This window comes from Cohaesibacter haloalkalitolerans, assembly GCF_003574655.1.
Lineage (GTDB): Bacteria > Pseudomonadota > Alphaproteobacteria > Rhizobiales > Cohaesibacteraceae > Cohaesibacter > Cohaesibacter haloalkalitolerans.
Map to the genome: position 1 here is coordinate 649,244 of NZ_QNUM01000002.1, position 26,239 is coordinate 675,482.

The window sequence follows — 26,239 nt, forward strand, 5'->3', positions numbered from 1 at the left end:
GAGCAGACCATGAGCAGAAAAAGGCGGACAATCGGAAAGCCGATGGCAGAGCCCCATGCCAGCCAGCAACCCGCCGCCGAGCGATCGTGGTTGAACAGGCTGGTGGGCAACATCATGCTGCTGGGCGCAGCCTTTGCCCTCACGGGGCTGGTGTTCTATCTGTTCTGGTACTGGCAGGGAGATACGACGGCACCGCAGGATTCCTATCAGTCCTCCTCCGAGCGCAAAAAGAGCGATCCACGCCCGGCTACGGATGTAGACAGCTCCCATTCCTCTGCCGAGACCACTACGGCAGGCACCTCTGAGCAACGAGCGGAACAAGACAGCGCTGCCTCCCAGAACGCTGCCTCCCAGACTATGGAGCTGCTCTTGCAAGGCCCCGAGGCAGGCAAGCTGGTTGCGCCTCCCGGCCGCAATGTCACACCCGGCTATGCGCTCTCTCCCTATTATCAGGCTGCACCGCTGGTAAGGGAAAGCGGCAGCCCCCTGCCACCCGCGCCTGAGCCTGATCCGCTGCCGGAAATCTTCCGTCGAGTCTCGGTCCTGTCTCCATCGCGTCTGTCGCTGGTCGTCAGCAAGTTTCGGGACGTGGATGTCAATCTGGCCCACCTCAAGCCGGTGAACGCCGATGAAGACTGCTGGATGTCCGGGCGAACAGCCAAGTGCACAACGCTCGGTGCCTCCGCCCTCAGCCGCTTCATTCGCTTTCGTTCCGTCCGATGCGACTGGGTCGGAGCCGATGGCTCCAGCAACGACGAAAAGGCCAGAAATGGCTCGAACGCGGCCACCTGCTATCTCGGCCCCGGCATCAACCAGTTCAAACCCGGCGAGGAGCCGGTCAATGTGACTGATCTGGCAAGCTGGGTGGTGCGGTTTGGCTGGGCGGAACCGGAAGAAGGTTTTTATCAGGACGAGATGTTCGAGGCGAAGGAAGCCAAACGTGGTCGGTTCGCCACTGAAGCCACGGAGTCCGGGGATGACATCATGGTACGGCAGCAAGAAACCGATGAGGTGTCGAGCATGCTGCGCAGCCAGAGCGATGCGCTTGCTCCGATTTCCTCGCCGGAGCTGCTCAAAGACGCCAACTCGGGCGCCCTGTCCATCATGACGCCTCCCTCCGACAAGGTGGTAGAGAAGAAGGAACTACCACTCCCTCCCGGCTTCGAAATGATCCAGTGAGGCGACCCTGCGGGGCGGCTTCGCTATTTGGCCATTTGCGCGGTGAGCGTGAAGGCGAGCGTGCGGTTGTTGGCACAGGCGGTGTCCATCGCTTCGGGCTCAGCCCCCGCAAGAAAGCGGTCCGCCAGTTCGCGCGCACAGAGATTGATGCTGAGCACATCATGGCCACCGAATGGAATGGTCACCCAAGCCGCGTCAGAGAAAAGCGGTAGCGTCTCGGCGACGGCATCGGGACGGACGATCGTGTCCAGTTCGCCGTTGAGAATGAGCGTCGGGCGGGCTGACTTGGCACCCTGATCCCATCCCTTCTTGAGTTTGACCGTATGTGTGGTCTCGCGCTTGATGCGCTCACAGGCCTGCCGGTAAAAGCCCACCGTCAGAGGCTGAAGCAGGTCCAGTTCGGATTGATCGGCCAGACGCTCCACTTCTTCGGCGCAGGAGATGGCAAAGTGCATCAGAAGACTGATCCGCTTCATTGACTGGGGCAGCGGGTCGGGTGGGGACCAGATGCTATCCTGCTTGAGAGCCTCATCGACGCTGTGCGCCGTAGCCGTAATGTCTGCCGGCACAGAAGCTGCCTTGTTGAGAGACAGCAACGCATCAAGACGGTTCTGATAGAAGAAAGGCTGGGCAGAAGCGGGAAAGGTCTCGCCTTCGGCCAGCTTCACATTGCGCATGGCGAAGGGCAGTCGCTGATAGTCCCAGTAGAGATCGGGGAAGGCACCGCGACAGGCATCATCGTCGTTGCAGACTTCAATGAGGTCGTCGACCTTTTCCTCCGGCTTCCAGTCGAACAACCGGGTCGCCAGAAACAGCGGGCCGTTGAACAGGATGCGGTCGATCCCCTTGTCGTCGCGCCGGACCAGCCCCTGCGCCACCCGTGCGCCGTAGGAACTGGCGATGATGGCCCATTTGTCGATCTTCAGCGCATAACGCAGAGCGCGATAGTCCTCTACTGCAAAATCCGTCCGATAGTCAGAGAGGCGATAGCCTTCGCTTTCGGCTTTCTTCAGGCAATCAATCAGCTTGTCGCTATCGATGATCTCGCCCTTGCCCAGAGCGTCCGAACACTGCAACGCCTCGGCCAGAGGGCCGGTGCCGCGCTGGTCCATGAGGATGATCTCGCGCTTCTGGCGCAGGAACTTGAGATTGTTGACGATGCTCTTTTGCAGCAGGATCGTCGATTGCCCCGGACCACCCGCCAGAATGAGCAAGGGTGGCAGGCTTGCCCCCTTGCCCAGCGGGGCAAAGCGCATGACGGGCAATTGCATGGGGCGGTTGGCGATGTCGTTCCAGTCCGAGGGGACATGGAAGATGAAACAGACAACGTCCTGCCCTTCCGTGGCGGAGGCGGGACAATCCACCGGCTCAAGCGGCACATGACTGTCTTCGGCCCTGAGCGGAGCCGACAGGGACAGAAGGCCAGCCAGCACAAATGCCAAAAGAAAGGCTGGCAGAAAAAAGCGTTTCTGTCTCTTCCTGCCAGCCTTCATTGTTCGGTTCCCTCTCCGGTGGAGGTTTGATAGGGACGATATGGCGATGGGTGATCAGCCGTTCAGCAGCTCGCCCTTCAGCCCCTTGTCAATCAGTCCGATGGTATTCTCGACCCCGTAAAGGGCGATGAAAGAGCCAAAGCGCGGCCCTTGATCCTGCCCCAGCAGCACCTGATAGAGCGCCTTGAACCAGTCGCGCAGGTTGTCAAACTCATAGGAGTTGCCAACCGCAAAGACTTCGGTCTGCAAGGCTTCCGCGTCGGAGATGTCCTTCATGCCAGCCAGACGGGTTGCCAGATCCTGCATGGCGGTTGCTTCCATTTCGGTCGCCGCACGGAAGACCTTCTTGGGTTTGACAAAGTCCGCGAAGTAGCGGATGGCATAACCGACCAGTTCGTCAAGCTTGGGATGGTTCTCGGCGCTGGCGCCCGGCACGTAACGGGAAATGAAGCCCCAGAGAACTTCCTTGTCCTGTGCATTGGCCGCACTCACCAGATTGAGCAGCAGCGCGAAGGTGATCGGCATGTCCACCTTGGGCGGGTTGCCCGAATGGATGTGCCAGGTCGGGTTGTTCAGCTGCTTTGTGAGATCTTCCTTATCGAGATTGCCAAGGAAGGTGAAATACTCGTCCACGGCCTTCGGGATGACATCAAAATAGAGCTTTTTGGCGGTCTTCGGCTTCTGGAACATGTAGAGAGACAGGCTCTCCGGCGACGCATAGGTCAGCCATTCCTCGATCGTCAGGCCATTGCCCTTCGACTTGGAGATCTTGGCGCCGGTTTCATCAAGGAACAGCTCGTAGGACAGACTCTCCGGCTGCGGCTTGCCAAGGGCACGGCAAATCTTGGTCGACAGCGTAACGCTGTCGATAAGGTCCTTGCCGCTCATCTCGTAGGCCACGTCGAGAGCAGCCCAGCGCATGGCCCAGTCGGCCTTCCACTGGCATTTGACGGCACCACCAGTGACCGGCACCTTGACCTTCTCGCCGGTTTCCGGGTCCACGTAGACCACGGTGCCCTCAGAGACGTTGCGCTCGATCATCGGCACCTGCAGTACCTTGCCGGTGCGCGGGCAGACGGGCAGGAAGGGCGAGTAGGTCGCCTGACGTTCCTTGCCCAACGTCGGCAGGATGATGTCCATGACCTTGTCATAGACTTCCAGCATGCGCAGCAGGGTCTCGTCGAAACGGCCGGACGTGTAATAGTCGGTCGAGGAAGCGAATTCATAATCGAAGCCGAACTGGTCGAGGAAGGCACAGAGGCGGGCATTGTTGTGCTGCGCAAAGCCTTCATGGGTGCCGAACGGATCGGGCACCTTGGTCAGCGGCAGCCCCAGATGTACAGCCAGCATCTCCTGATTGGGCAGGTTGGTCGGAACCTTGCGGAAGCCGTCCATATCGTCCGAGAAGCACAGCATGCGGGTCTTGACCGCGTCGTTGGTGATGGCGCGGAAAGCGGTGCGGACCATCGAGGTGCGGGCCACTTCGCCGAAGGTGCCGATGTGCGGCAGGCCGGACGGGCCATAGCCGGTCTCGAACAGGACCTCGTCCGGCATGCCGGACTTCTCATAGCGTTTGACCAGTTTTCGCGCCTCTTCAAACGGCCAGGCCTTGGACGTTGCGGCAGCTTCGACGAGTTCATCGGAGAGCGCGAGCGGAAGGGCGGTTTGCGAAGTCATGATCAGTTTCCTTGAGTGTCCTTGATAATCAGGGTCAGGCAGTTCATCGGCCATGCCCCGATTGGCAGCCGATGGGCTCTTGCTGCCGGGTCCGTTGTGACAATAAACAGGTGACGGCCTGCCCTCAAGGCAAGCCGTCGACGCTGTTCTAGCTGATCAGGAAGCTCAAGAAAAGGGACTTTTTGGCCTTTCGCAATGCCATTGCCCATGAGAATATCGATGAGAGTGCCGTTGTGTTCGGACAATATGCGGACGGAAGGTCCGCAGAAAGCTTTCTGGGATACGGCTTCCCACAGGAAAGGCCGAAAGCCCTGCTTGATCCGGGCGCTGTTGATGCCTAAGTTCAGTAGACTTGATGAAAGTCAGGCAACTGTGCCCTTTCGCGCATTGGTGCGCCAAAACAGGAACTGAAGAATGACCAAGATCGTCTCGCCGGAAGAAGCGCTTATCTATGTGATGGTTTCAACATCCGCTGCTGACCGGACCATGACCGATTCCGAACTCTTGAAAATCGGAGAAGAGGTGCAGACCCTGCCCGTCTTCGCAGATTTCGACAAGGAACGCCTCGTTACGGTTTCCCGTGACTGCTCGGACCTGCTCGCAGAGGGCGGCGTCGATCTCGTCCTTCAGGTCGTCCGCGCCAGCCTGCCGGAAAAGCTGCGCGAAACCGCCTATGCTCTGGCTGTTGAAGTGGCTGCTGCCGACTTGCAGGTGGAACAGGACGAATTGCAGTTCCTGCTGCTGCTGCGTGATGAGCTCGAACTGGACCGCCTGCATGTTGGCGCCATCGAGCACAGCGCCCGCGTACGCTATCGCCACATTTAGCAGACAAGCGCGGGGCAATCCGACCTGCCTGCTGCAAGACGGCACAACGGATCAACCTTGCCATTTTGCGAGCCCCGGATGGCATCCGGGGCAACCGCTGCCTGTGACTGACACGCGTTACAGGCCACTGACAGACTGATTACGTGTTTCTTTCAAGCAGAGCTCAGATCGATTTCAGGGCGGCATTCCCACAGGTCAGGCTCACGAACGACCAGACAAACCAGTGCGGGCCAGTACAAGATTGGACACACCGCCGGGTTTCTTTTTGATAACCGCCTCTTTTTGTCCCTACTTTTGTTGGACTGGCACCATTTTGCCCGGCATGTCATCAATTTGTTGCAAGATTGATAAATTCAGTCAGCCTTGATGGGCTGATTTGCCAGTCTTTACAAGCTTGCAACAGAGAGTCCCGCCAACTGGAAGAGAGCGCCGACCAGAGCCTCAGACATCGTGCAAGGGTCGGTCCGGTTCTTAAAAGTGCACTCGAGACACGGGTTCCAAGGGGAGATAAGGCTATGGGTGAAACTCTGGCACAGAAATCCATGCGCGTCATCTATGACGGGGTCAACAAGGCCCAATCCAGCCTGATCGCCCGCCAATCCCGCCGACATCGTGAACGGACAGCCCATATCTCGGATGATGTGCGCGAACTGGTGGACTGGTATATCGAAGTGCGGGCACGGCATCTGGTCACCGGGCGGTTCGGACCGGCCTACGCCCCTCTTATCCGCAAGGCCGTGCGTTACGACAATCTCTGCCGCCTCATTGCCGGATGGCGCTACAACGAATCCGGCTATCAGATGGCAGAGGCCATGCTGGCGCTGATGGAACCGCGGGTGACCACGACGGGCCTTGAGAAGCTGCCGCAAAAGGGAGGCTGTCTCGTTGCCACCAACCATCCCACCGGTCTGCCCGACGGGCTGGCGCTGTTCGATCAGGTACGCAAGGTGCGGCAGGATCTGGCGCTGTTCGTGTTTGCCGACCTGTTGTCGATCAACCCCAATGCCGCCGACCTGATGATCCCGGTGGAATGGCGTCCGAACCTGCGCGACCGCTCGGCGATGCGCCGTACCATGTCGATTGCCGCCGAAGCCTTCCGCAACGAGCGGCTGGTGGGCATCTTCCCATCCGGTCGCCTGTCCTATTGGAACGGCAGAGGTCTCAAGGAACGGCCCTGGAATTCCAGCTTCCTGCGGATGGCGAAAAAGCACAAGATTCCGATCATCCCGGGTCATATCCGGGCGCGCAATTCGCTGACCTTCTATGCTCTCAGCCAGATTTCAACCGAATTGCGCGACATCCAGTCCATTCGCGAGTTGCAGAACAAGCATGGCGCCAAGTTCCACATCACCTTCGGCGAGCCAATCGATCCGGACAGCCTGTTGGGGGACATGGACGAGATCGCGGCCCGGATGCAGCTCTATGTGGAACGGGACTTGCCGCGCCATCCGGACCAGCGTTTCAACCCGAAGGCCTGAGCAGCATCTGCCGAGCCCTGAGGCAACATGGCTGCCTGATGATCGTCCACATGCGCGACAGGGGCTGAAGGCTCGCTCTTGCATATTCGGGCGGGCGGATTTAGCAACTAGGGACCCGTTTTCCGTTTGCTCGAGACGATTCCCGCATGTCCAAGCTCTATTTCACCTATTCGGCCATGAATGCTGGCAAGTCGACCCTGCTGTTGCAGGCGTCCTATAACTATGCCGAACGGGGCATGCGGACGCTGCTCTATACTGCAGCACTCGACAACCGCACCAAGGTGGGCGAGATCTCCTCCCGCATCGGGCTCAAGGCTGAAGCCTTCGTCTTTGCGGCAGACACCGATCTGTTCGAACATGTCGCCAATCAATATGACCGGGAAACCGGGGCGAAAAGGCCCGACTGCATCTTTTTTGACGAAGCACAGTTCCTCTCCGAAGAGCAGGTCTGGCAATTGTGTCGGGTGGCAGACGAGCTACGCATTCCGGTGATGTGTTACGGGTTGAGGACCGATTTTCAGGGACGCCTGTTTCCCGGCTCCCGGCTGCTTCTGGCCTGGGCAGATGAATTGCGCGAGGCGCGGACCATCTGCTGGTGTGGCCGCAAGGCCTCGATGGTGGTGCGGATCGACCATGACGGCAAGATCATTGATGAAGGCGATCAGGTGGTCATCGGCGGCGAGGAAAGCTATGTCTCGCTCTGTCGCAAGCACTGGGCCAGCAAAGACCTTGGAGACGCAGACCGGTCCGATCCGCAAGGCGATCTGCCTTTTGATGTGTGATGCCACGCTCTTGCCACAGCTTTGACGCACTAGGATGACAGCAGGTCTTGCTCTCGGGCAGTGAACCGGCACACCATATCCATCGATTTCCTTAGGAGCGGCCGGCCCGGCGTGCGGATCATGCGACCATGTGAGCCAACAGTTTCGGAAAGCATGCACATTGGCGGTGTCTCCGTCTCGCTCATCCTGCATGGCCTTTTCATTCTCGCGCTCGTCTCCATCGCGCCGCGTCTGCTGGACGCGCCGCAGGAGGAACCGCCGATCACGGTGGAGATCATCCCCTTTGTAGCACCGCCTCCGCTGGAGGCCGTTCAACTGGCCGAACCAGAGGCCGCCGCCCCGCCCATAGAGCCCCCTACTCCGCAAAAGGCTCAGAAGGCGCTAAAGCAGCCCGATGGCATGATCCATTCAAACCGTATCTATTCAGGAGAGGTGTTACAGCGACCGGAGAATGCGGAAGGCCTCAAAGAGTATCGCACGCTGGCCTTGGATGAACAGCGCGAGCAGCTATGCTCGCTGGAGGCGCTTGAGCAGATCGCAGCCTGGAGCGATGTCTACAAACCCGAACGCATGGTCACCTACAGCTTTGGCGAGGTGCAATACAAGGGCAACCACATGATTGCCAACGGTGCCGTCTTCTGGAGCCATGACAACTGGCACCGGGTCAAGTTCGACTGCGTGCTGTCGACGGATCAGAGCAAGGTGGAAAGCCTCGCCTTCGCCGTCGGCACCATCGTGCCCAAGAGCGACTGGGAAGAGCATTACCTCACCAAATACGAATAGTGAGGAAGGGACAGACGACACCTATTCGTCGTCGTCTTCATCCAGTCCGTCAATCGGGCCATCGGATCCGAAATCGATTTCCAGCACCGGCGGATTGGCGGCAAAGTCGGCCGCAAGCTTGGCGGCATGCATCAGGTTGCTCTTCATCGTCGCTTCGGATTTGCCGGTCGGCCCCAGATCGTGACTGCCATCGGTGATCCACTCAAGGGTTACCTGTGGCGGCAGTTCCAACGCATTCACCTCGTCCCACCAGCCGAAATCATCCCGCTCGCCCTGACAGATGAGAACCGGCAGCAGGCTTGCCTCAAGCGGTTCAAGGCGCCAGTCGGCAGGCTCGGACTTGCCGATCGGATGGAAAGGATAGCCAAAGACCACGACACCCTTGACCGCCAGTTCAAGATCCTCGTCGCAGGCCAGCATCGCCGCGACGCGCCCGCCCATGCTCTTGCCTCCGATCAGCAGAGGCAGATCATCCCAGGCATGGTTCCAGTTTTCCCCCTGCAGCAGTTCCTCGACGGCACGGAAATAATGGTGCGTCCAGCGCTCGGCGCGACCGGCTGGGCGGCGCTTGCCGTCAACACGGCGACGGGCCATGTAGGAAAACTCGAACCGCACCACGACAATGCCATTGTCGGTCAACATGGACGCTATCCGCTCCATGAAGGAGGAATCCATCGGCGCCCCGGCACCATGCGCCAGCATCAGGACAGCGCGCGGGCTTCCTTCCGGCTGGTTGATGAGAAAATCAAAAGGGCTGTCGGCAGTGATCGGGGCAGGATTGGACATGGTACGGTCTTTTTCAGGTTGAACTGGAGGTCCCGGCTTTCTATCAGCTTCGCCCCAAAAGGCAACGGAAATTTGAAACGCCTGTAAATCCGGAAGTGCAGGCAAGTCCGCCAGCCAGCGCACGCCTTGCCGTCACGACAAAGTGAGCCATCAGACCAAGTTGCAATTTGCGCCAAACGGGCGTTCTGGCTATAGATGCAAAAAAGCGAAATTATCAGCTCCGGCAGACAATGGATGTCCCCATGCAGGAAAGTGATCTCTTCTCCCTTTTCGGGCTCGGCGAAGCCAGCCTCCGGCTCGGTGTGTTTCTTTCGGTGTTTGTCATCATGGCGCTGGCCGAATGGGCTCTGCCGAAACGTCAGCGTTCCCTGCCACAGAGGCGGCGCTGGTTGACCAACTGGGGCATCGTGGTGTTGGACAGCGTGGTGACCCGACTGGTGATGCCCATCCTGCCAATCGGTATGGCCCTCTATGCCGCAGGGCAAGGCTGGGGGCTGTTCAACCTGCTGTCGATCCCCACATGGCTGTCGGTTCTGGTTTCCTTCCTCGTTCTGGATTTTGCCATCTGGCTGCAGCACCTTCTCTCACACCGGATCCCGCTGTTCTGGAAGCTGCACAAGGTGCACCATGTGGACCGCGACATCGACGTCTCAACGGCGCTGCGCTTCCACCCGCTGGAGATCCTGCTCTCGCTTGTCTACAAGATTGTCTGGGTTCTGGTGTTCGGCACGCCGGCGATTGCGGTGTTCCTGTTCGAGGTGGTGCTCAATGCCGCCGCGCTGTTCAACCATGCCAATGTGCGCCTGCCGGAAAAACTCGACCGGGTATTGCGACTGGCGGTGGTGACCCCTGACATGCATCGGGTGCACCATTCCAACCGGCCGCGGGAAACCCACTCCAACTTCGGCTTCAACCTTTCCATCTGGGACAGGATGTTCCGCACCTATGTGGCCCAGCCGGCAGATGGTCATAAGGGAATGACCATCGGGCTCGATCCCTATCAGGACGAAAAGCCGAGCCAGTTTGTCTGGTCGCTGCTGTTGCCGTTTCTGAAGCGATAGAGAGCCCTGTCAGGCTCCCAGCTCAATAGGTGGCATAGACATCAAGGGCGAAGTGGCGGGCATAGAGCTCGGCCAACCGACCGCTCTTGGCCAGTTTCTGAAGGCCATAGTCAAGCAGATTGCCGATGTCTGTGCGCCCTGCCTTATAGGCAAAGGACATGCCGTCGCCGAAGAAATAGTCGTCATAATAGGGCTTGCCAGCGAAGCGGAAGGTGCCATTGCGCTCGGTTGCCAATGGCAGCAACTGGAAGGCGTCGCCGAAGATCGCCACGACCTTGCCCTCGGCCAACAGCGCCCGGGCAGCATGCAGGTCATTGACCGGCACGCGGTTGATCCGCTCGAAGTAAGCCCTCAGAAATGCCTCATGCGCCGAACCGCCGATGAAGGCGATCGGCTGGCCATCCATCGAGGCCACATCCGTTTTCAAGCCGCTGTCGGCAAGAGCCAGAAACCGGCCGGGCCGCTTCAGGAACACGTTGGAGAAGGCAACCTTGTCCTGCAAATCCGGATGGCGCCCCAGACCGGCAAGCGCGGCATCCGCCTCGCCATCGGCCAGCAGATCGGGAATCGTCTCGAAGGGAACGACCTTGATCGTGCAGGCAATATTCAGCTGCTCGCAGAAGGAGCGTGCCAGCTCGACATGATAGCCGATTGGCGCGCCCGCCCTGTCGCGGAAGTTGAACGGAGCGAACCCGTCAGCCGTCACCAGACGCAAGCCGTCCTCCAGCAGGGTTTCATCGGGCTGGCGCAGCCGCCGGTGGATGTCGATGAAACCGGTGAAATCCGATTTAGCCCAACCTTCGCTGTCGATGGGCTCTTCGGTGAGGGTAGACCGCGGGGTAAGCGCGTTATTGACATTTGCCTCAGCGTCAATGCCACCATCAGTTCTGGCATCGCCCCCGGCTGCGCCGCTGCCCTGTTGCGGCATGTCACCGGGCTGAATGATCTGGAACTCCGGCGGCTGATCGCTGTTTGCTTGCGCTACAATGAGCGGGGCAGGATGAGCCGGTGCAAGCCCTGCCGTCTGGGCTGAGGCGGGCGCTGCCACCAGAAGACTCTGCGCCATCAAAAGGGTAAGGAGCAGCGCAACAAACTGCCCGCCTATTTGGCCAAACAGCCGGATAGACTGGAACAGGCAGCAAAAGAGCACGGAAAAGCTGCGACAAAATCTCGCACAACGGCAGATTATATCAATTAAAAGTGGATTAAGGTTGATTGCGCAATCCATAAGATGCTCTTTTTGATCTACTCTAATCAGAATATTTGCTGACGTTTATTTTGATATAAAGTTATTGGTCTGCCTTTGTCATGAACTTTCTGAACAAAGCCACCACTGAAGCTTCGGCGGCGACCCTGCAGGATGAGACGGTTGCATCTGCGTGGCAGGTGGGACAAGGCCCTCCCTCCAACCCGAGGGAGTCAGCTGCCAACTGCCATGGCCCCTTGCCCTTTCATCTCTCCATCCTTGCGTCGTGCAAGGGCATCGGTACCCCTTCCCTTGAAGCCTTTCTGCTGGAGGCAGCCCGACAGGGAGGCGATCTGGCCAAACGCTGGATGCGGGAAGGCAAGCTGGATGAAGCGCTCTATTTTGCCACGGCAGCACGGCATATGGATGTGCCTTTTGTTGCCAGTCCTTCGGCAGCCTCGGTTTATCCCGTGCCAGACAACTGGCCCATTGAAAAACTCGATGCCTTCACGTGGATTCTCGTCAAACCCTTTGCCCGGCTGGATGACGCGCCTCCCGTGTCGGATACCCTCTACCTCTGTGCCCCGCAAGGCGAGGAGCTGGACAGGCTGGCCCAGCGGCTCAGCGAAGATGATGCCCTCAGACAGCGGATACGGCTGACCACGCCAACACAACTCAGGGCCATGCAGCGTGCGTCCGCCTCCAACGCGGTCATGAACCGGCATGTGTTCCGGTTGCGACTGGACTTCCCTCACCTGTCGGCGCACCAGAAATTCGCTATCCGCCATTCCGCCTTTCTCATTGCCGTTCTTACACTGATCATTGCCGGTGCCCTGCTGTTGCCTCCCCTCGGCATTGCACTCAACCTGTTGACCATTGCGCTGTTCCTGACCATGAGCACGCTGCGGTTCATTTCCGTCAAGCGATTGCCTCACACCCGAACCATGCAGGCGAAGCGCCTGCAGGCTTTGCTCGCTCCGGCAAGAGACATCACCGCCCCCACCGACTGGCCCAGTTATGCCGTCATGGTGCCGCTGTTTCATGAGGGGCGCGTGGTGCCGGATCTGGTCGAGGCGCTATGCAAGCTCGACTATCCGTGCGACCGTCTGACCTGCTACCTGTTGCTGGAAGAAGAGGACGATGAAACCCGGAGCGCACTGGACCAGATCCACCTGCCTGTCTTCATCGAACGGGTCATCGTGCCAAGAGGAGGGCCGCAGACAAAACCCAAGGCGCTCAACTACGCCCTGTCCTTCGTGCAATCGGACCTCACTGTCATCTATGATGCGGAGGATCGTCCCGATCCGCAGCAGCTCAAGATTGCCGCCCTCACGATGATGAGGGGTGGCCCTTCGCTGGCCTGCCTTCAGGCGAGACTGGCCATCGACAATGCCCATAGCAATTTCCTGACGCGCCAGTTCGCCATCGAATATGCGGCCCTGTTTGACGGACTGCTGCCGTTTCTGGCCTTTGACCGGCTGGTCGTGCCGCTCGGAGGTACGTCCAACCATTTCCGCACCGATGTGCTCAAGCAGATTGGTGGCTGGGACCCCTACAATGTGACCGAGGACGCGGATCTGGGCCTGCGCCTGTCGCGTTTTGGCTATCGCATAGAAACCATCGCCAGCGACACCTGGGAGGAAGCGCCGGAGAGCTATTCGGCCTGGCTCAAGCAACGGACCCGCTGGTTCAAGGGCTGGATGCAGACATGGGTCGTGCATATGCGTCGCCCCGGCGAGCTCTATCGCAAGCTCGGCAAATCGCGCTTTCTCTCGTTCCACATCATGATCGGCAGCATGCTGCTATCCACCCTCATCCATCCACTCTATTTCCTCACCTTCGGTATCACCCTCTGGGATCTGGTCACCTATGGCAGCGCCAACGGCGAGCTGTTCTTCATTCTCTTGGCCTTCAACCTGATCAATCTCACTCTGGGCTATGGTGCGGTGATGCTGCTCGGTGCCATCTGGGGGCGGCGGCGCTATGGCTTCGGCCTGCTCTCGGTTCTTGAAATGCCCCTTTACTGGTTGCTGATGACACCGGCGGCATGGCGCGCCCTCTATCAACTGATGCGAGACCCGCACCATTGGGAGAAAACCGCCCACGGCCTGTCCGGCAACCGCTCCCGGGTGCCGCAGGTCAAGGTTAGCTCTGGCATCGGCGGTCGCAATGTGCCACTTTCGGTCCGATTCAAAAGCCATTTCAGACGGAGGCCTTTTTCCATGCGCCGCGACCCATCAACCCCCAAGGGGACCTTGCACACGCTCACCATTTCCTCAAAGGCTCTTGAGGCCAATCTGCTGGGTGACGTGAGCGACCGGGAGGTCATCGTCTATGTTCCCCACGGGCACGACGGAGCCGGGTTGCCGCTGCTGGTCGATCTGGTCGGCTTTACCGCCGGGGGGCCTGCGCATGTCAACTGGAAGAACTTCGGAGAGAATGTGCCTGAACGCCTGGACCGGCTGATCGCCTCGGGCGAAATGCCGCCAGCCGTGGTGGCCTTTCCCGATTGCTTCACCCGTCTTGGCGGCAACCAGTATGTCAATTCGGCGGCCATGGGCAACTGGGAAGACTTCCTCATCGCCGACATGACCCCGACCATCGAGGCGCGGTTCGGCTGTGGCGGAGCGGGCAAACGCGGCCTGTTTGGCAAATCGTCAGGCGGCTATGGCTCGATCCTGCATGCGATGAAGCACGCAGATTTCTGGTCGGCCGCAGCCTGCCTTTCAGGCGACATGGCGTTCGAGCTGTGCTATTTGCCGGACATGCCGAACCTGCTGCGCGCCCTGGCCCGCAAGAACAATTCGGTCGAGGATTTTCTCACCGATTTCGAGGATGGGCCGAAATATGATGGCAAGGACATTCACGCCCTGATGACGCTGGCCATGGCGGCAAGCTATGACCCGGACCCGTCCGCCTTCTGCGGCATCCGCCTGCCGGTCTCCATGCATGACTGCTCACTGATCGAGACGCGCTGGGAGAACTGGTTGCAGTGGGACCCGGTGGTGCTGGCCGACAGGGCCGAGGTGATCGACAGTCTGAAATCCCTCAAGGGGTTGTGGATCGAATGCGGCTATGTGGACCAGTATAATCTGGTCTATGGCGCGCGTCGCCTGCACGCCAAGCTGGAAAAGGCCGGAGTGGACCACATCTACGAAGAATTCCCGGATAATCACTCCTCGATCGACTATCGCATGGACCGGTGTCTGCCGTTCCTCGTCCGGGCACTGGAAGACTGATCCGGCAGGAGGGGCCTTGTCCCCTCGTTGTCTTGCTGCCCTACCTCTGCTCCACGCTTTGCCACACTTCTTTGCGAAGCTCTGCACATGCAGCCGGGACAGGTGCGAATATCGGTTTACCTCGATGCGGCAAATCAGATAGGGTCGCTGCACACGGTTTGTTAACCATCTTCCTTCACCAGACACCCAAGCGCCTTCATGCCCCCTCACGCTCAGCCTCTTCCTGCCAGTGATGACGATGCCTTTGCGGCGGAGCTGTTCGAGCCGACGGATGGCCTGTTGCTTGATGCCTCGGCCGACCCGCAAGAGCAGGCACGCCAGATGCTCAAGACGGTCTATGGCTATGACCAGTTTCGCGGGCGTCAGGCCGAGGTTATAGACAGTCTGCTGGCTGGCAAAAGCACCCTTGCGGTAATGCCGACAGGCATGGGCAAGAGCGTCTGCTTCCAGATCCCGGCACTGCTGTTTGGTGGCCTGACCGTTGTCGTCTCGCCACTGGTGGCACTGATGGAAGATCAGGTGATGGCGCTCAAACTGCTCGGCATCGCGGCGGACAGCATCAACAGTTCCCGCTCGCGCGAGGACAATGTATCGGTCTGGCGCAAGGTTGCTGCGGGCGAAATCCGCCTGCTCTATATTGCGCCGGAACGGCTGATGACCGAACGGATGCTGGCGGCTCTTGCCCGCCTGCCGGTCCGTCTGATCGCCATTGACGAGGCCCATTGCATCTCCCGCTGGGGCCCGAGCTTCCGGCCCGACTATGAAGGGCTGACCCGGCTGACGGATTTCTTCCCCAAGACCCCGATTGCGGCCCTTACCGCGACAGCTGATGAAGCCACCCGTGAGGATATCGCCGAAAAACTGTTTCCGCGCACCCTTGCCGGTGAGCGCGATGGCAATGTCATCGTCTCGGGTTTCGACCGACCCAACATCCGCTTGTCCGTCCAGCTGCGCAACGACTGGAAGAAGCAGTTGCTCGACTTTGTCGAAGCAAGGCGAGACCAGTCGGGCATCGTCTATTGCCTTTCCCGCCGCAAGACCGAGGAAACCGCAGAGTTTCTCAAGGAGCATGGCATCAAGGCCTTTGCCTACCATGCGGGTATGGACAGCAATATCCGGGCCGCCCATCAGGCCCTTTTCATGCGGGAAAGCGGCACGGTGATGGTGGCCACCATTGCCTTTGGCATGGGCATCGACAAGCCGGACGTGCGCTATGTGTTCCATACCAATCTGCCGTCCAACATGGAGGCCTATGCGCAGGAGATCGGCCGCGCCGGGCGCGACGGCGAGCCGTCCGAGGCGATGATGCTCTATGGCCTTGACGATATCCGGATGCGGCGCAGCTTCATTGACAATGAAGGCGGGGACGAGGATCATCTGGCCCGCGAGCACAAGCGGCTTGATGCGCTGATCGCCTATTGCGAAGCGCCGTCCTGTCGCCGCCAGTCCCTGCTGGTCTATTTCGGCGAGACAATCGAGCCCTGCCACAACTGCGATGTCTGTCTTGATCCGCCCGAACTTAAGGAAGGCACAAGCGAGGCCTTGAGCCTCATCGAGGTGGCCGAACAGACGGGCGAGATTTTCGGCGCAGTGCAGCTGATCGACATCCTGCGCGGTCTCACCCACGAGAAGATCAAGAAATACGGCCACCACAAGCTCGCCTGTCATGGCACTGGCAAGACGACCTCCAAGGAGGACTGGCGCGCCATCCTGCGCCAGATGGTGGCGGCCAATTTTCTGCGCCTCGACATCCAGAACCACGGAGCCCTCAAGCTCACAGACAAGTCGGACCAGCTCAAGAAGAGCGAGATCCGCTTTTCCTACCGGACCGACGTGATGGCGCCAAGCGAGCTCAGCCGCCCCAAGCGGGCCAAGAGCAGCCTGCCGGAACTGGACAATGCCGACAAGGACCTCTACGAGGCACTGCGGGCAGCCCGGTCAGACCTAGCACGAGAGCACAAGGTGCCCGCCTATGTGATCTTCACTGACAAGACACTGGCCGACATGGCCATTCAAAAGCCGACGACACGCCCGGATTTCCTGCTAATCCACGGCGTTGGCAGCTCGAAACAGCGCAAATTCGCCGATGCGTTCATCGACGTCATCGAAAACTGGCTAAATATCTAGTTTTTCTCATATTTTATACAGCTATAAAGATTATTAATAGTTGCAATGCTATTATGCAGGAGTTGATTTGCAGCGCCCTCATCGTCTCGTGGCCATCAAAACAAGAGAATAAATGCCCAACGAACTCGATCTTGCAACGGTCCTCCTGCTTCAGAAAACCGCCTATATCGTGGGCGCGGCGACATTTGTCTATTTGTGGTTCACGTCCTCTCACCTGCCAGCCCTGATCTACCTGACACTCGGCTTCCTCTTGATGGCCTTTGGCTCGACGCTGGCCGGAATGGGCGAATGGGCCAGTATCCCGCAGAGTATCTGGCAGATGGGTAGCCTTGTCTGTGGCCTGTGGGGCTATACCTTCATCTGGTTGGGCTTCAGAACCCTCAGCAAGCGCGGGGCCAGCGCACGCGACCTGTTGGCCTTTACGCCAACCACCCTGCTCATCGTCATTGCGATGATGACCCATTTCGAACAGGTCAACGCCTATCGTGCAGCCACTTTCAATCTTGTCGCCGCAATGGCCTTTCTGGCAAGTGCCGTGCAGTTCATGATCGATTACAAGGACGAACCTTTGCGCTCCCGCTACATGATTGCGGCAGTGAGCGGCATTGCCGGGCTGCTCTGTCTCAATGCTGCCGTGGGTTTTCTCAATCCGCAGCTGTTCATCCTTGATCCCCTGACGGTCTTTTACTACGTCATCGTGCTGAATTTCATTCTGGTGGTGTTTACCGTGGTCTTGCTGTCCGACCGGGCACACACCAGCCTTCAGCGTCAGGCCCATACAGATCACCTGACCGGCGTTTCCAATCGGCGCTCCTTCTTCATGCAGTTTGCCGGTACTCCGGCCACGGAGGATGCCCTGCTGCTGCTTGATCTCGACCATTTCAAGCGGGTCAACGACCGCTTCGGCCATGTCGCCGGGGATGTGGTATTGCAGGTCATTGCCCTGCGGATCAAGTCTTGCCTGCGTCCGGATGACGTTCTGGCCCGTTATGGCGGCGAAGAATTCATCGCCCTTTTGCCAAGGGCCGGCCTGCAGGAAGCCAACATCATGTGTGAACGCATACGCCATGCGATTTGCCATGAACCAGTCATTGTCAGAGACCAACAGATCCATGTCAGCGCCAGCATCGGGGCTGCCGTTGCCAGTGATGCCGATGGCACGCTGCAACAGCTGATCAATGCAGCAGATCAGAAGCTCTATCAGGCCAAGGAAAAGGGGCGCAACCGGGTAGAACTGGTGTGCACCGACAGGGCAGCCTGACCCCTCTCAGCCTCACTCACCGGCAGTCTGCCCGGAGCAGAATGCTCCGGTGTCCTTCACGTCTTCTCAAACCAGCGTGATCTCACGTCCCCTGACGAAACTACGCCACAATGTGTCGCCACAGTTGACTTCTGGTTGATGGAGGTCTTCAGGACAACACCTTCATGCAAGCCACAGGTTTCATGATCGGGAGGATATCATGCCCATCGCTCGCTCCAGACGTTCGCCCCTTGTCACGCAGTTTCCAGCTACACCGCTTCTGGCTCTGGCCCTGTGGGCCCTTGCCCTGCTTCCCCTTGCCCTCGCCATGACGACGCCCCCGGCCAACGCGCAGCAGACGCTGAAGACCGCGATCTTTGCCGGTGGCTGCTTCTGGTGTGTGGAGAGCGATTTCGATCATGTTCCCGGTGTTGTGGAAACGATCTCCGGCTATTCCGGCGGCAGCACCACCGAGAATGTCACCTACAAGAACCATACCGCCGCCGGGCACCGGGAAGTGGTCAAGATCACCTATGACAGCAGCAAGATCAGCTACAATGCCCTGCTCAACATTTTCTGGCGCTCGGTTGACCCGACAGACAAGGATGGCCAGTTCTGCGACCGGGGACACAGCTATACGACGGCAATCTACACGTTGAATGAAGAGCAGGAGCAGATCGCCAAGGCGTCGAAGGCGGCTCTGGAAGCCAGCGGCAAGCTATCCGCCCCGATTGCAACAGAGATTGCGCCCGCCGGGCCGTTCTTTGTGGCCGAGGATTATCATCAGAACTATTATGCCAAGAATCCCGTGCGCTATACCTATTATCGCTTTGCCTGCGGGCGTGACGCCCGCATCGAGCAGGTCTGGGGCAAGGAAGCCCATATGGGCATCGAGAAATAGTCCCGCAGGAGTGGAGACGGGACGCGCCCTTCGGGGCCGTCCTTCCGCCCTTTCCTCTCCTTCCGGCTGCTCTTCATGCCCTCTTATGGGGCTTGCTGAATAGGCATTTCCCCACCCGATCTTTTGCTCTAGGCTCGCCGCGACAGGGTGATCGATTCCCCGAACAGATCTCCCTCACCGACCATATGATAGCAAGGATAATGGGCATGAAACTCTTCGGCATCAAAAGCTGTGATACCTGCCGCAAGGCACTCAAGACACTGGAGCAGGCAGGCAAGCCTGTGACCTTTGTGGATCTGCGCGGCGATGATTTCGGGGCCGATGATCTGGACCGCTGGCTCAGCAAGGTCGACTGGGAATTGCTGCTCAATCGAAAATCGACATCCTGGCGAGCCCTTGCCGACAGTGACAAGGAAGACATGGACAGGGAGAAGGCTCGCGCCCTGATGCTTGCCAATCCGACTCTCATCAAGCGACCGGTTACCGAGACAGGCGATGAGATTGTCGTGGGATTTGGCAGCGCCCAACAGGCCACCCTGCTGGGCTGACGCCACTAACCGGCTTTTGCCAGCATTGACTTCAACTGTTCAAGCCCTTCTTCGGGGCTGGCAATGTGACTCTCGGCTGTCTTTCCCCGGATCTGCCCGGCGAAAGACACGCATCCGCGGCCTTTTTCCTTGGACAGATAGAGCGCCTCATCGGCACCGCGCAAGGCGGATTTGACCGTTGCCGCATCCTCCGGCCACAGGGACACTCCAATGGAAGCCCCAACCTCGGCCACGCCTCCGGTCACCAGGATCGGAGAGCACACATCGGCAATCAGCCCTTCACAAAGCGTGCGCAATTCATCCTTTTCCTTGTGGCCATAGATCAGGATGTTGAATTCATCTCCCCCGACGCGTGAGACGATGCCGGATTTGCCCAAGCGTTCGGCGATGCGCGAGGAAACGACAGCCAGCACTTCATCACCGGCTTCATGACCGAAACTGTCGTTCACCGCCTTGAAGCGATCCAGATCGAGGCAGAGAATGGCACAGTGCGCGTGCTTCTTGTGAACGATAGCGGATTCCAGCTCCTTGTCGAAAAACAGCCGGTTCGGCAGGCCGGTGAGCGCGTCATGCAGGGCGAGAAAGCGGTTCTGCTCCTCGCTTTTCTGCAGCGCATGCAAGACATGGCTGAAACGCAGGGCAATCAGCAAAAGGGTGATGGCGGCAACGATGAAGGGGGCTGCCAATACAGGCATGGTCTGGTTCCAGATCGTCTGGGAAGGGTTTTCCGGCGTCCAGCGTGCGTGGACGATCCGGCCATCCGGCAAGGTCACAATGGGCAGAGAGCCACTTGTGCTGACCGGTTCTTTCAAGAAAGCGAAGTGAAAGTCCTTGAGGTTGAGCTTGTCACTGGCATGGGCAAGATAGTCCTTGTCGATCGCCCTGATCGTGAAGAGGATGTTCGGATGCATGTCCTTGTTTTCGACCGCCACGTCAGACGCAATTACCTGTGCGTAGGTGAAGGCCAGATGCCCATTGATGTCCCGGATGGACCAGGCAAAACGACCCTCGTCGATGCCCACCAGTTCATCCTCTCTCAGCAGAGCTGCAGCCTTTAGCTTCGGAGCCGTGAACTCATATCTGAACTTCTTGCGCGCCTCTTCGACCAGATCGGCATTGTCAGAGATTATGGCGTCCCCCTGCCCGGCCTTCAGGCGTGTATCCTTCAGAACGGCCACCGTGGTCTTATTGTCTGGCGCGACAACAAAGGTCATCAGCAGCCCGAAATCAGACCAGAGCCAGTCGGTGATATTATCGAAGATGAACTTTTCATCAAGCGCGCCAGACAACGCTTCATAGGAATCATCCCAGTCGGAAATCTGGGATTGGGCGTGGGCGAACAGAAGAAGCTCGTGGTTGAGCTCATGCTTGACAAGCTGGCGTTCCTGCTTGTGTCGGACATCATCGGCGATTTCGCCAGAGCGCTTGAGAAGATAATAGTTGGAGAAGGCGAGAGCCATGAAAACACCAAGGCATGCCAAGACAATCACGACGCCGTAGTTGACTCTTATGCTGCCGGTTTTGAGACTCATCTGCTTGCCTTTTGTTCCATTTTTTATGCAACACTGCGCTCAAAAGCTGAAATTCACGTTATAAATCTTGGTTTCCAAACCGTTAATTGACCAGTTTGACGCTTTGTTCAAAGTGTATCTCGGTTGAACAAACCTAAAATACTTGCATTATACAAAGGCTTCGCAATTCAAAAAGTGCCCCTAATAAGAACCCACTCGATATACTCGGCGATGTCCCGTTCTTCTTTTGGTTGTATTTCCCTGCTGTCGTTGCTTCCGGTTTGGGCGCATCAGCTCAGCTACAAGACGCACCGGAGACTCAACCTTGCCTTCTCGCCCGAATGGGTCCTTCCCGCAAAGGCAAAAGACAGTTCCGGAACTGTGGAGCTAGAAGAAGAATATTTCGCCCAAATCCTTCTCACCGGCTATTACACCGTTATTCTTGACTTAAGCGCTTTGGTGCCAGGAATGCTCCTGATCGGCCTTTCCCACTCCGATGTTGACAGACGAAAACCACTTGTCCTAAATCATCCTCGACAAATTCCGACAACGCAGGGTAAGGCCTTGCAAGCTTCATCAAACTAGGAGTTAGAAGCTTCTGGCCGATTGGGTAACCAGGATCATCAGAACCACTGCAACTGATAAGCCTATTGCCAAACCATCCATTTGCGCCTCCTTCCAGCCAATGCACGTCCAAGAGACGGAACCACATGCAACAAATCCCGACATCACAGGTCGAACTGGACCTGATATCCCAGAAATTCGTTGATGCAGCAAATGCGCGCGGCATTGAAACAAGCGTCAAGATCGACGAAACCGACCAGCGGCAGTGGTTGGCCTTCTCGGTTGGTGAGACAGAATATCTCTGGTCGATCGGCGTCCCCGGCACCGCAGCATGCGATTGTGCATTGCTCCAGAACCACCCCCATCACTGGGGTACCATGGGGCAGAATATCAACCGCGAGGCGCTTATCCTGACATGCGACAAGATTCTGACCAAGCAGCATCTGCTTGCAAAGGGTTTCTCGGTTCCCAAGGGTTTCATGTTCCGGCGCCGAAACATCGCAGAAGCCTATGCGGCATTTGATGCCTTTAATGGTCCGATCTGTGTCAAACCCAACAACGGCTCTTTGGGCAACCATGTTCATCCCGGGCTCACCAACAGGGAATGGTACCAGAAGGCCATCGACGACGTGGCAGCAAGCTACCCCAAGGTCCTCGTTGAGGAGAGCGTGGAAGGGTCACATTTCCGATTTTTCTACGTCCATCCAAAGGTCGTCGGTATCAGACATGGCTTGCCAATGCATGTGGTTGGTGATGGCGTCTCATCAGTGCGTCAACTCACCGACGCAAGGAACAAGGAACGCAGGAAGCGAGCTATTCCATCGCAAATGCCCTTTCCTGTTACCGATTTCATGCTGGATTATCTCGCTCGGACTGGCTGGTCAATGGACGACATTCCTGCCGTATCCGAAAAGGTTTATCTCAGTGGTGCATCCAATGGCACAGCAGGAGCCGACACAATCCTGTGCTGGGATGAGATACATCCCAGTTACCGGGAGCTTGTAGAGAAAGCTTGCGCCTCCTTTCCGGGGCTTTTTATCACCGGTGCGGACATCATCATCAAGGATATTGCCCAACCTGCCAGACCGGATAACTATTGGCTTCTCGAGGTCAACATGAACCCGGCCATGGCGGGGTTTTATTATCCCTGGGCGGGTGAACCGGTGGATCTTGCCACCAAGGTGATGGATATGCTCCATGCCCGCAGCGCCGGAACCTTTTAAGCCAAACGTGGAAAAGGGGCGTGCGTCCCCCTGCATAAAGATCATCAGGAAGCTTGATACCCATGACCGAATTGAATGACATTAGCCTCGAGGCCCTTATCCGCTGGATGAAGCTGCATCTGGCAACCGTGTTGGGCGAACCCGTGGAACAGATTGCCACCGATGCATGCCTGTCGGATTTTGATCTGGACTCGATCGATGCCGTCACAATGGCATTTGAAATGGAGGAGCGGTTTGGCATTCCCGTCAATCCGGAGACCTTCATGGAAGGCGATCTTCAGATCGGGCAGATCGCAGCCACGATCTCCCAAGGATGAAGCAAGGGTGAAGCTTCGGCTCGTCTGGAGATCTGCCGCTTGTTCCGATCCGCTCCCATCCAACCCGTTTGGACAAAACAATGCGTAAACACGACGTCTACACCCGTTGGGACTATATCCGTGAGGAGATTTCTCTGGACGCTCTGTCAAGGGAAGATCAGGCCAGGTTTGATCTCATCTGCACCAACATAATGCGGCAGCGGGAACGGGTCGCAAAATTTGCCCACACCCAGTGCGGTGACATGCTGGTGTGGAATCCGGACGGACCGCTTCCCCCTTTATGCTGGTGCTTCAATGATTGGAGCGAGGCAATGCTGTTCTCGCGCAAACTCAGCCCGCAGCAACCCTTTTTTGCCAGCCTCTCGATGCACGCCAACACGGCGGACTGGCTGGCCAAAACGCGTTTTAACGACCTGCTGGCAAAGCGATATCTCGATTCCATGGAAGATATCATTGCCGACAAGCCCGTTCTGGTCGGGGGCAATTGTCAGGGGGCGCCGATTGCCGAATCCATGGTCCAGCAGCTGGCAGGTCGCCGCGGCCCGATGCCGTTTCTGATCACCCTTGAGTATATTGGCCGGCGCAGTGGTGAGTGGCCCCGCCTGATGCTGTTTGGCAAGCAGAGCCGCTTCAACCCGTTTGACAATGGCCATGACCCCTTGCCTTACTGGCAGGAAAGGGGAAAACACTTTGCATGGGCAACACTTTCCGTCGGCCACGGCCAGTATTTCAAGGAGCCGAACATCGACGTTCTGGCCAGGGTCGTTGCGCAGATGTCCGGTCGATTGTCCCGCTCCGAACCCTTGCCGCAAGGCCCCTTCGAGCTACCAGCCCTTGCAGGATGAAGCGGACCCAGACCGCAGCCTGAGCGGTTCACCCGGTGGCCTCAGGTGAACCGAATGCAAGGCAATACCATTTGCCAGAGAGGATGGCGCAGTCCTTTGTCTATCATTACGATCGGTTATCTCCCTATCTGGGAAACACTCTTTCATGAAGTCTATCCGCCACAGCGTCTGCGCGCTCTTGCCGCCGAAGCAGCATTGCAGGAAGCCCGGATCAGTGTCCTTGACCTGTCCGATTGCGATCCGGCTGAGGGGACCATCCTGACCCATTCGGTTTCGGCTCAAGGCCAGATTTCAGGGCGCCTCCCACTTCCCGATGTCGTGTTTTTTCTGGGCACCCCGACCATAGGTTCGACCATGGACTGGCAAGAACCGTTGATTGACTGGATCAAGGCAAGCCGTCCCCATGTCGCTGATGTTGGGATTGAAAAGACAGAACTGCGATCGGTGTTCACCAACAGCCCGTGTGAGAAATATCTTCTGCCCGATGCGGAAGTTCCTAAGGACCAAACTGCGGCAAGGGTGCGCGCATTTGCGCTTGAGCAGGGAGGGGTGGTGATCAAGCGCTCAAGCAGTGCCCGGGGAGTGGGGCTGTTCTTCATCCTGCGGGAACAGGATCACTGGGTTGCCCGGTTCAAGCAGACCACGCTGCGGGGAACACTCGATGAAGCCGTCGATGCGGTTGTAAGCCGCATAGCCGGGCGATTGCGCTATCGCGATTTCCTCATGCAGCGCCATGTCCGTTCGGTTGCCAGCGACGGGCGCCCGCTGGACATTCGCGTCCATGTTCACAAGCGCCCCGGCGGCTCATGGGATGTTGTCCGCTCCTATGTCCGACTGGCCGAATGCGGCATGCCAATGACCAATATCAGTCAGGGCGGCTATCAGGGACCGCTTGCCGGTGCCATGGAGCACCGCAGCCACAGGCGCGCCGAGGAGATCGAGGCGGAAGCGCACGCGGCCGCCATCGAGATTGCCCGGCAGCAGGACAGAAGCGCATCGTGCCCGCTGTCCGAGCTTGGCATCGACTTCCTGATCGACGAGGATGATCGGCTGTGGCTGATTGAAACCAACACTCTGCCCGGCAGCCAGCTGCATGAGCATCAAAGGGCGGTCTTCCACATCGAGTATGTTCGCTGGATCGCCGAACAAGGCTTGTCATCCCCTCGTCCGGGGGGTGAGCCCCAATTTCGATAACACTCCCCGGCTCTGAAGTGGCTCAGGCTGTGCAAACCCGGCGCACGAAGCTGCACGGAGGAGCCAACAGATCAACACCTCAAGAAGGGATGACGGGTGAAGCGGAGCGCGCCAAGAGCGCCTTTGCCGCGTTGAGTTCAGACCGATTGCTGCCACCAAGGAAGACGCCACAAGCCAAAGCCCACTGCCGACGGTTGGAGGAAAGCATGTTACAGATGCGGCGTGATATGATATTGTTATCAAATTACGCCACCCTTCTCCCGTTGGTCACCATGCATCACTTTCTAATCATTGTTCCTGATAGCAGTGTCCTGTTTGAAGCAGCAGGCATTATCGACATTTTATCTCAGGCCAAGGCTGTCCTTACGTCTTCGGATAAGGAAGCAGTTTATTCCTGCGAAATCGCATCCTGTGATTCCCATCACATTGTTCGAGGACGATCCGGGATGGCTATCCTCGCAGACCGGTGCCTCGCAGACCTCTCTCCCGAGAGCCAATATGATACTCTGCTCGTTACCAGCCGTGGTTTGGGCAGTGAGCAGCAGGATATGGTCGTCGATTGGCTGCATCAGGCTGCGGCAAATGCCAAACGCATCATTTCCATCTGCGGTGGGGCCTTCCTGCTGGCGAAGGCAGGCCTTCTTGATGGCCGCAAGGCGACAACACATTGGCAAATGCTGGACAAGCTGCAGCAAGAATTCCCTGCGGTTCAGGTGCAGCGAGGACCAATCTATGTGCAGGACGGTCCGGTCTGGACGTCTGCCGGTGTCACCGCCGGTTTTGACCTCATCCTTGCAATCATCGAACAGGACTGCGGGACAAGCATTGCGCGTCAGGTGGCACAGAAATTTGTCATGTATTTGCGTCGCCCCGGCGGACAGCTGCAATTCAGTGAAGCCATCACGCCTTCCAGAAAAGGCAATGGGCTTGTTTCTGATCTTGAAAGCTGGATCGTTGCAGACCTGACCCGGGATTTGTCGGTCGAAGCGTTGGCTTGCCGAGCAGCAATGAGCCCACGCAATTTTTCACGTGTTTTTACCCGTGAGGCAGGCATGTCCCCCGCAAGATTTGTGGAAGAGCAGCGGCTGGCGCTTGCCCGACTTATGCTGGAGCAAAGCGCTGAAAATCTGGACGTCATAGCGCAGAAAACCGGCCTGGGGAATGGCCTCAATCTGCGCCGCGTTTTTGAACGGCGCCTGCAGCTTACTCCGACCGAATATCGGCAGCGGTTTGGATCTGTCAATTTGGCATAAATTGATCGTTCTTTGTCATTTACGCCA

Annotated in this window: 23 protein-coding genes; 18 read left to right on the plus strand and 5 right to left on the minus strand. The window is 58.1% G+C overall.

The genetic code is table 11. The features are described from left to right. Positions 1 to 9 precede the first annotated feature (9 nt). Positions 10 to 1,179, plus strand: a complete 1,170-nt coding sequence (locus DSL70_RS06840; RefSeq protein ID WP_162916416.1) for a hypothetical protein — start codon at positions 10 to 12, stop codon at positions 1,177 to 1,179. Positions 1,180 to 1,202: 23 nt separating this feature from the next. On the opposite strand, the gene DSL70_RS06845 is transcribed toward DSL70_RS06840, so the two are convergent. Continuing rightward, on the minus strand, positions 1,203 to 2,672 hold the full coding sequence (locus DSL70_RS06845) for an alpha/beta fold hydrolase (protein ID WP_119307126.1): 1,470 nt from the start codon (positions 2,670 to 2,672) through the stop codon (positions 1,203 to 1,205). A 54-nt stretch (positions 2,673 to 2,726) separates the two neighbouring features. Beyond that, complete coding sequence (locus DSL70_RS06850) at positions 2,727 to 4,349, minus strand: lysine--tRNA ligase (RefSeq protein WP_119307127.1); 1,623 nt, start codon at positions 4,347 to 4,349, stop codon at positions 2,727 to 2,729. A gap of 182 nt (positions 4,350 to 4,531) precedes the next feature. Between DSL70_RS06850 and DSL70_RS22205 the strand changes: the two genes are divergently transcribed. From DSL70_RS22205 to DSL70_RS06870, 5 genes are all read left to right on the plus strand, one after another. Further along, positions 4,532 to 4,690 (plus strand): hypothetical protein, encoded by a 159-nt coding sequence (locus tag DSL70_RS22205; protein WP_162916417.1) that lies wholly within the window; start codon positions 4,532 to 4,534, stop codon positions 4,688 to 4,690. 73 nt (positions 4,691 to 4,763) lie between these two features. Beyond that, positions 4,764 to 5,174, plus strand: a complete 411-nt coding sequence (locus DSL70_RS06855; protein ID WP_119307128.1) for a tellurite resistance TerB family protein — start codon at positions 4,764 to 4,766, stop codon at positions 5,172 to 5,174. A 515-nt stretch (positions 5,175 to 5,689) separates the two neighbouring features. Beyond that, entirely contained in the window at positions 5,690 to 6,652 is a 963-nt protein-coding gene (locus DSL70_RS06860; RefSeq protein WP_119307129.1) for a 1-acyl-sn-glycerol-3-phosphate acyltransferase, read from the plus strand. 146 nt (positions 6,653 to 6,798) lie between these two features. Then, complete coding sequence (locus tag DSL70_RS06865; protein WP_119307130.1) at positions 6,799 to 7,434, plus strand: thymidine kinase; 636 nt, start codon at positions 6,799 to 6,801, stop codon at positions 7,432 to 7,434. Between the two features lie 153 nt (positions 7,435 to 7,587). After that, complete coding sequence (locus DSL70_RS06870) at positions 7,588 to 8,217, plus strand: DUF930 domain-containing protein (protein WP_162916418.1); 630 nt, start codon at positions 7,588 to 7,590, stop codon at positions 8,215 to 8,217. A gap of 21 nt (positions 8,218 to 8,238) precedes the next feature. On the opposite strand, the gene DSL70_RS06875 is transcribed toward DSL70_RS06870, so the two are convergent. Beyond that, complete coding sequence (locus tag DSL70_RS06875; RefSeq protein WP_205563176.1) at positions 8,239 to 9,003, minus strand: alpha/beta family hydrolase; 765 nt, start codon at positions 9,001 to 9,003, stop codon at positions 8,239 to 8,241. Positions 9,004 to 9,329: 326 nt separating this feature from the next. Here DSL70_RS06875 and DSL70_RS06880 point away from each other — a divergent pair, with 326 nt between their 5' ends. Then, positions 9,330 to 10,064 (plus strand): sterol desaturase family protein, encoded by a 735-nt coding sequence (locus DSL70_RS06880; RefSeq protein WP_425359341.1) that lies wholly within the window; start codon positions 9,330 to 9,332, stop codon positions 10,062 to 10,064. Positions 10,065 to 10,086: 22 nt separating this feature from the next. Here DSL70_RS06880 and DSL70_RS06885 read toward each other — a convergent pair whose 3' ends face one another. Then, positions 10,087 to 11,214, minus strand: coding sequence for a transporter substrate-binding domain-containing protein (locus tag DSL70_RS06885; RefSeq protein ID WP_162916419.1), 1,128 nt, complete (start codon positions 11,212 to 11,214; stop codon positions 10,087 to 10,089). A 158-nt stretch (positions 11,215 to 11,372) separates the two neighbouring features. Between DSL70_RS06885 and DSL70_RS06890 the strand changes: the two genes are divergently transcribed. From DSL70_RS06890 to DSL70_RS06910, 5 genes are all read left to right on the plus strand, one after another. Further along, positions 11,373 to 14,489 carry a glycosyltransferase gene (locus DSL70_RS06890; protein WP_119307133.1) on the plus strand — a complete coding sequence of 1,039 codons (3,117 nt, stop codon included), beginning with the start codon at positions 11,373 to 11,375 and terminating at the stop codon, positions 14,487 to 14,489. 198 nt (positions 14,490 to 14,687) lie between these two features. After that, positions 14,688 to 16,616, plus strand: a complete 1,929-nt coding sequence (gene recQ / locus DSL70_RS06895; protein WP_119307134.1) for a DNA helicase RecQ — start codon at positions 14,688 to 14,690, stop codon at positions 16,614 to 16,616. Positions 16,617 to 16,728: 112 nt separating this feature from the next. Then, positions 16,729 to 17,877 carry a GGDEF domain-containing protein gene (locus tag DSL70_RS06900; protein ID WP_119307135.1) on the plus strand — a complete coding sequence of 383 codons (1,149 nt, stop codon included), beginning with the start codon at positions 16,729 to 16,731 and terminating at the stop codon, positions 17,875 to 17,877. Positions 17,878 to 18,076: 199 nt separating this feature from the next. Then, the gene (msrA, locus tag DSL70_RS06905) at positions 18,077 to 18,757 is read left to right on the plus strand and encodes a peptide-methionine (S)-S-oxide reductase MsrA (protein ID WP_119307136.1); all 681 of its coding nucleotides are present in this window, start codon (positions 18,077 to 18,079) and stop codon (positions 18,755 to 18,757) included. A gap of 206 nt (positions 18,758 to 18,963) precedes the next feature. Next, complete coding sequence (locus DSL70_RS06910) at positions 18,964 to 19,305, plus strand: ArsC/Spx/MgsR family protein (RefSeq protein WP_119307319.1); 342 nt, start codon at positions 18,964 to 18,966, stop codon at positions 19,303 to 19,305. Between the two features lie 5 nt (positions 19,306 to 19,310). Here DSL70_RS06910 and DSL70_RS06915 read toward each other — a convergent pair whose 3' ends face one another. Next, on the minus strand, positions 19,311 to 20,837 hold the full coding sequence (locus tag DSL70_RS06915; RefSeq protein WP_119307137.1) for a diguanylate cyclase domain-containing protein: 1,527 nt from the start codon (positions 20,835 to 20,837) through the stop codon (positions 19,311 to 19,313). Between the two features lie 210 nt (positions 20,838 to 21,047). On the opposite strand from DSL70_RS06915, the gene DSL70_RS06920 reads away from it, so the two are divergent. From DSL70_RS06920 to DSL70_RS06945, 6 genes are all read left to right on the plus strand, one after another. Next, complete coding sequence (locus DSL70_RS06920) at positions 21,048 to 21,401, plus strand: hypothetical protein (protein WP_162916420.1); 354 nt, start codon at positions 21,048 to 21,050, stop codon at positions 21,399 to 21,401. 125 nt (positions 21,402 to 21,526) lie between these two features. Further along, positions 21,527 to 22,603 (plus strand): hypothetical protein, encoded by a 1,077-nt coding sequence (locus DSL70_RS06925; RefSeq protein ID WP_119307139.1) that lies wholly within the window; start codon positions 21,527 to 21,529, stop codon positions 22,601 to 22,603. A gap of 62 nt (positions 22,604 to 22,665) precedes the next feature. Continuing rightward, a complete protein-coding gene (locus tag DSL70_RS06930) occupies positions 22,666 to 22,920 on the plus strand; it encodes an acyl carrier protein (protein WP_119307140.1) in 255 nt (84 codons plus the stop codon). A gap of 80 nt (positions 22,921 to 23,000) precedes the next feature. Beyond that, positions 23,001 to 23,765: a hypothetical protein gene (locus tag DSL70_RS06935; protein WP_162916421.1), complete on the plus strand. Its 765-nt coding sequence runs from the start codon at positions 23,001 to 23,003 to the stop codon at positions 23,763 to 23,765. Positions 23,766 to 23,861: 96 nt separating this feature from the next. Then, positions 23,862 to 24,959: a YheC/YheD family protein gene (locus DSL70_RS06940; protein ID WP_162916422.1), complete on the plus strand. Its 1,098-nt coding sequence runs from the start codon at positions 23,862 to 23,864 to the stop codon at positions 24,957 to 24,959. 206 nt (positions 24,960 to 25,165) lie between these two features. Beyond that, a complete protein-coding gene (locus DSL70_RS06945; RefSeq protein WP_205563178.1) occupies positions 25,166 to 26,212 on the plus strand; it encodes a GlxA family transcriptional regulator in 1,047 nt (348 codons plus the stop codon). The last annotated feature ends 27 nt before the right edge of the window (positions 26,213 to 26,239 follow it).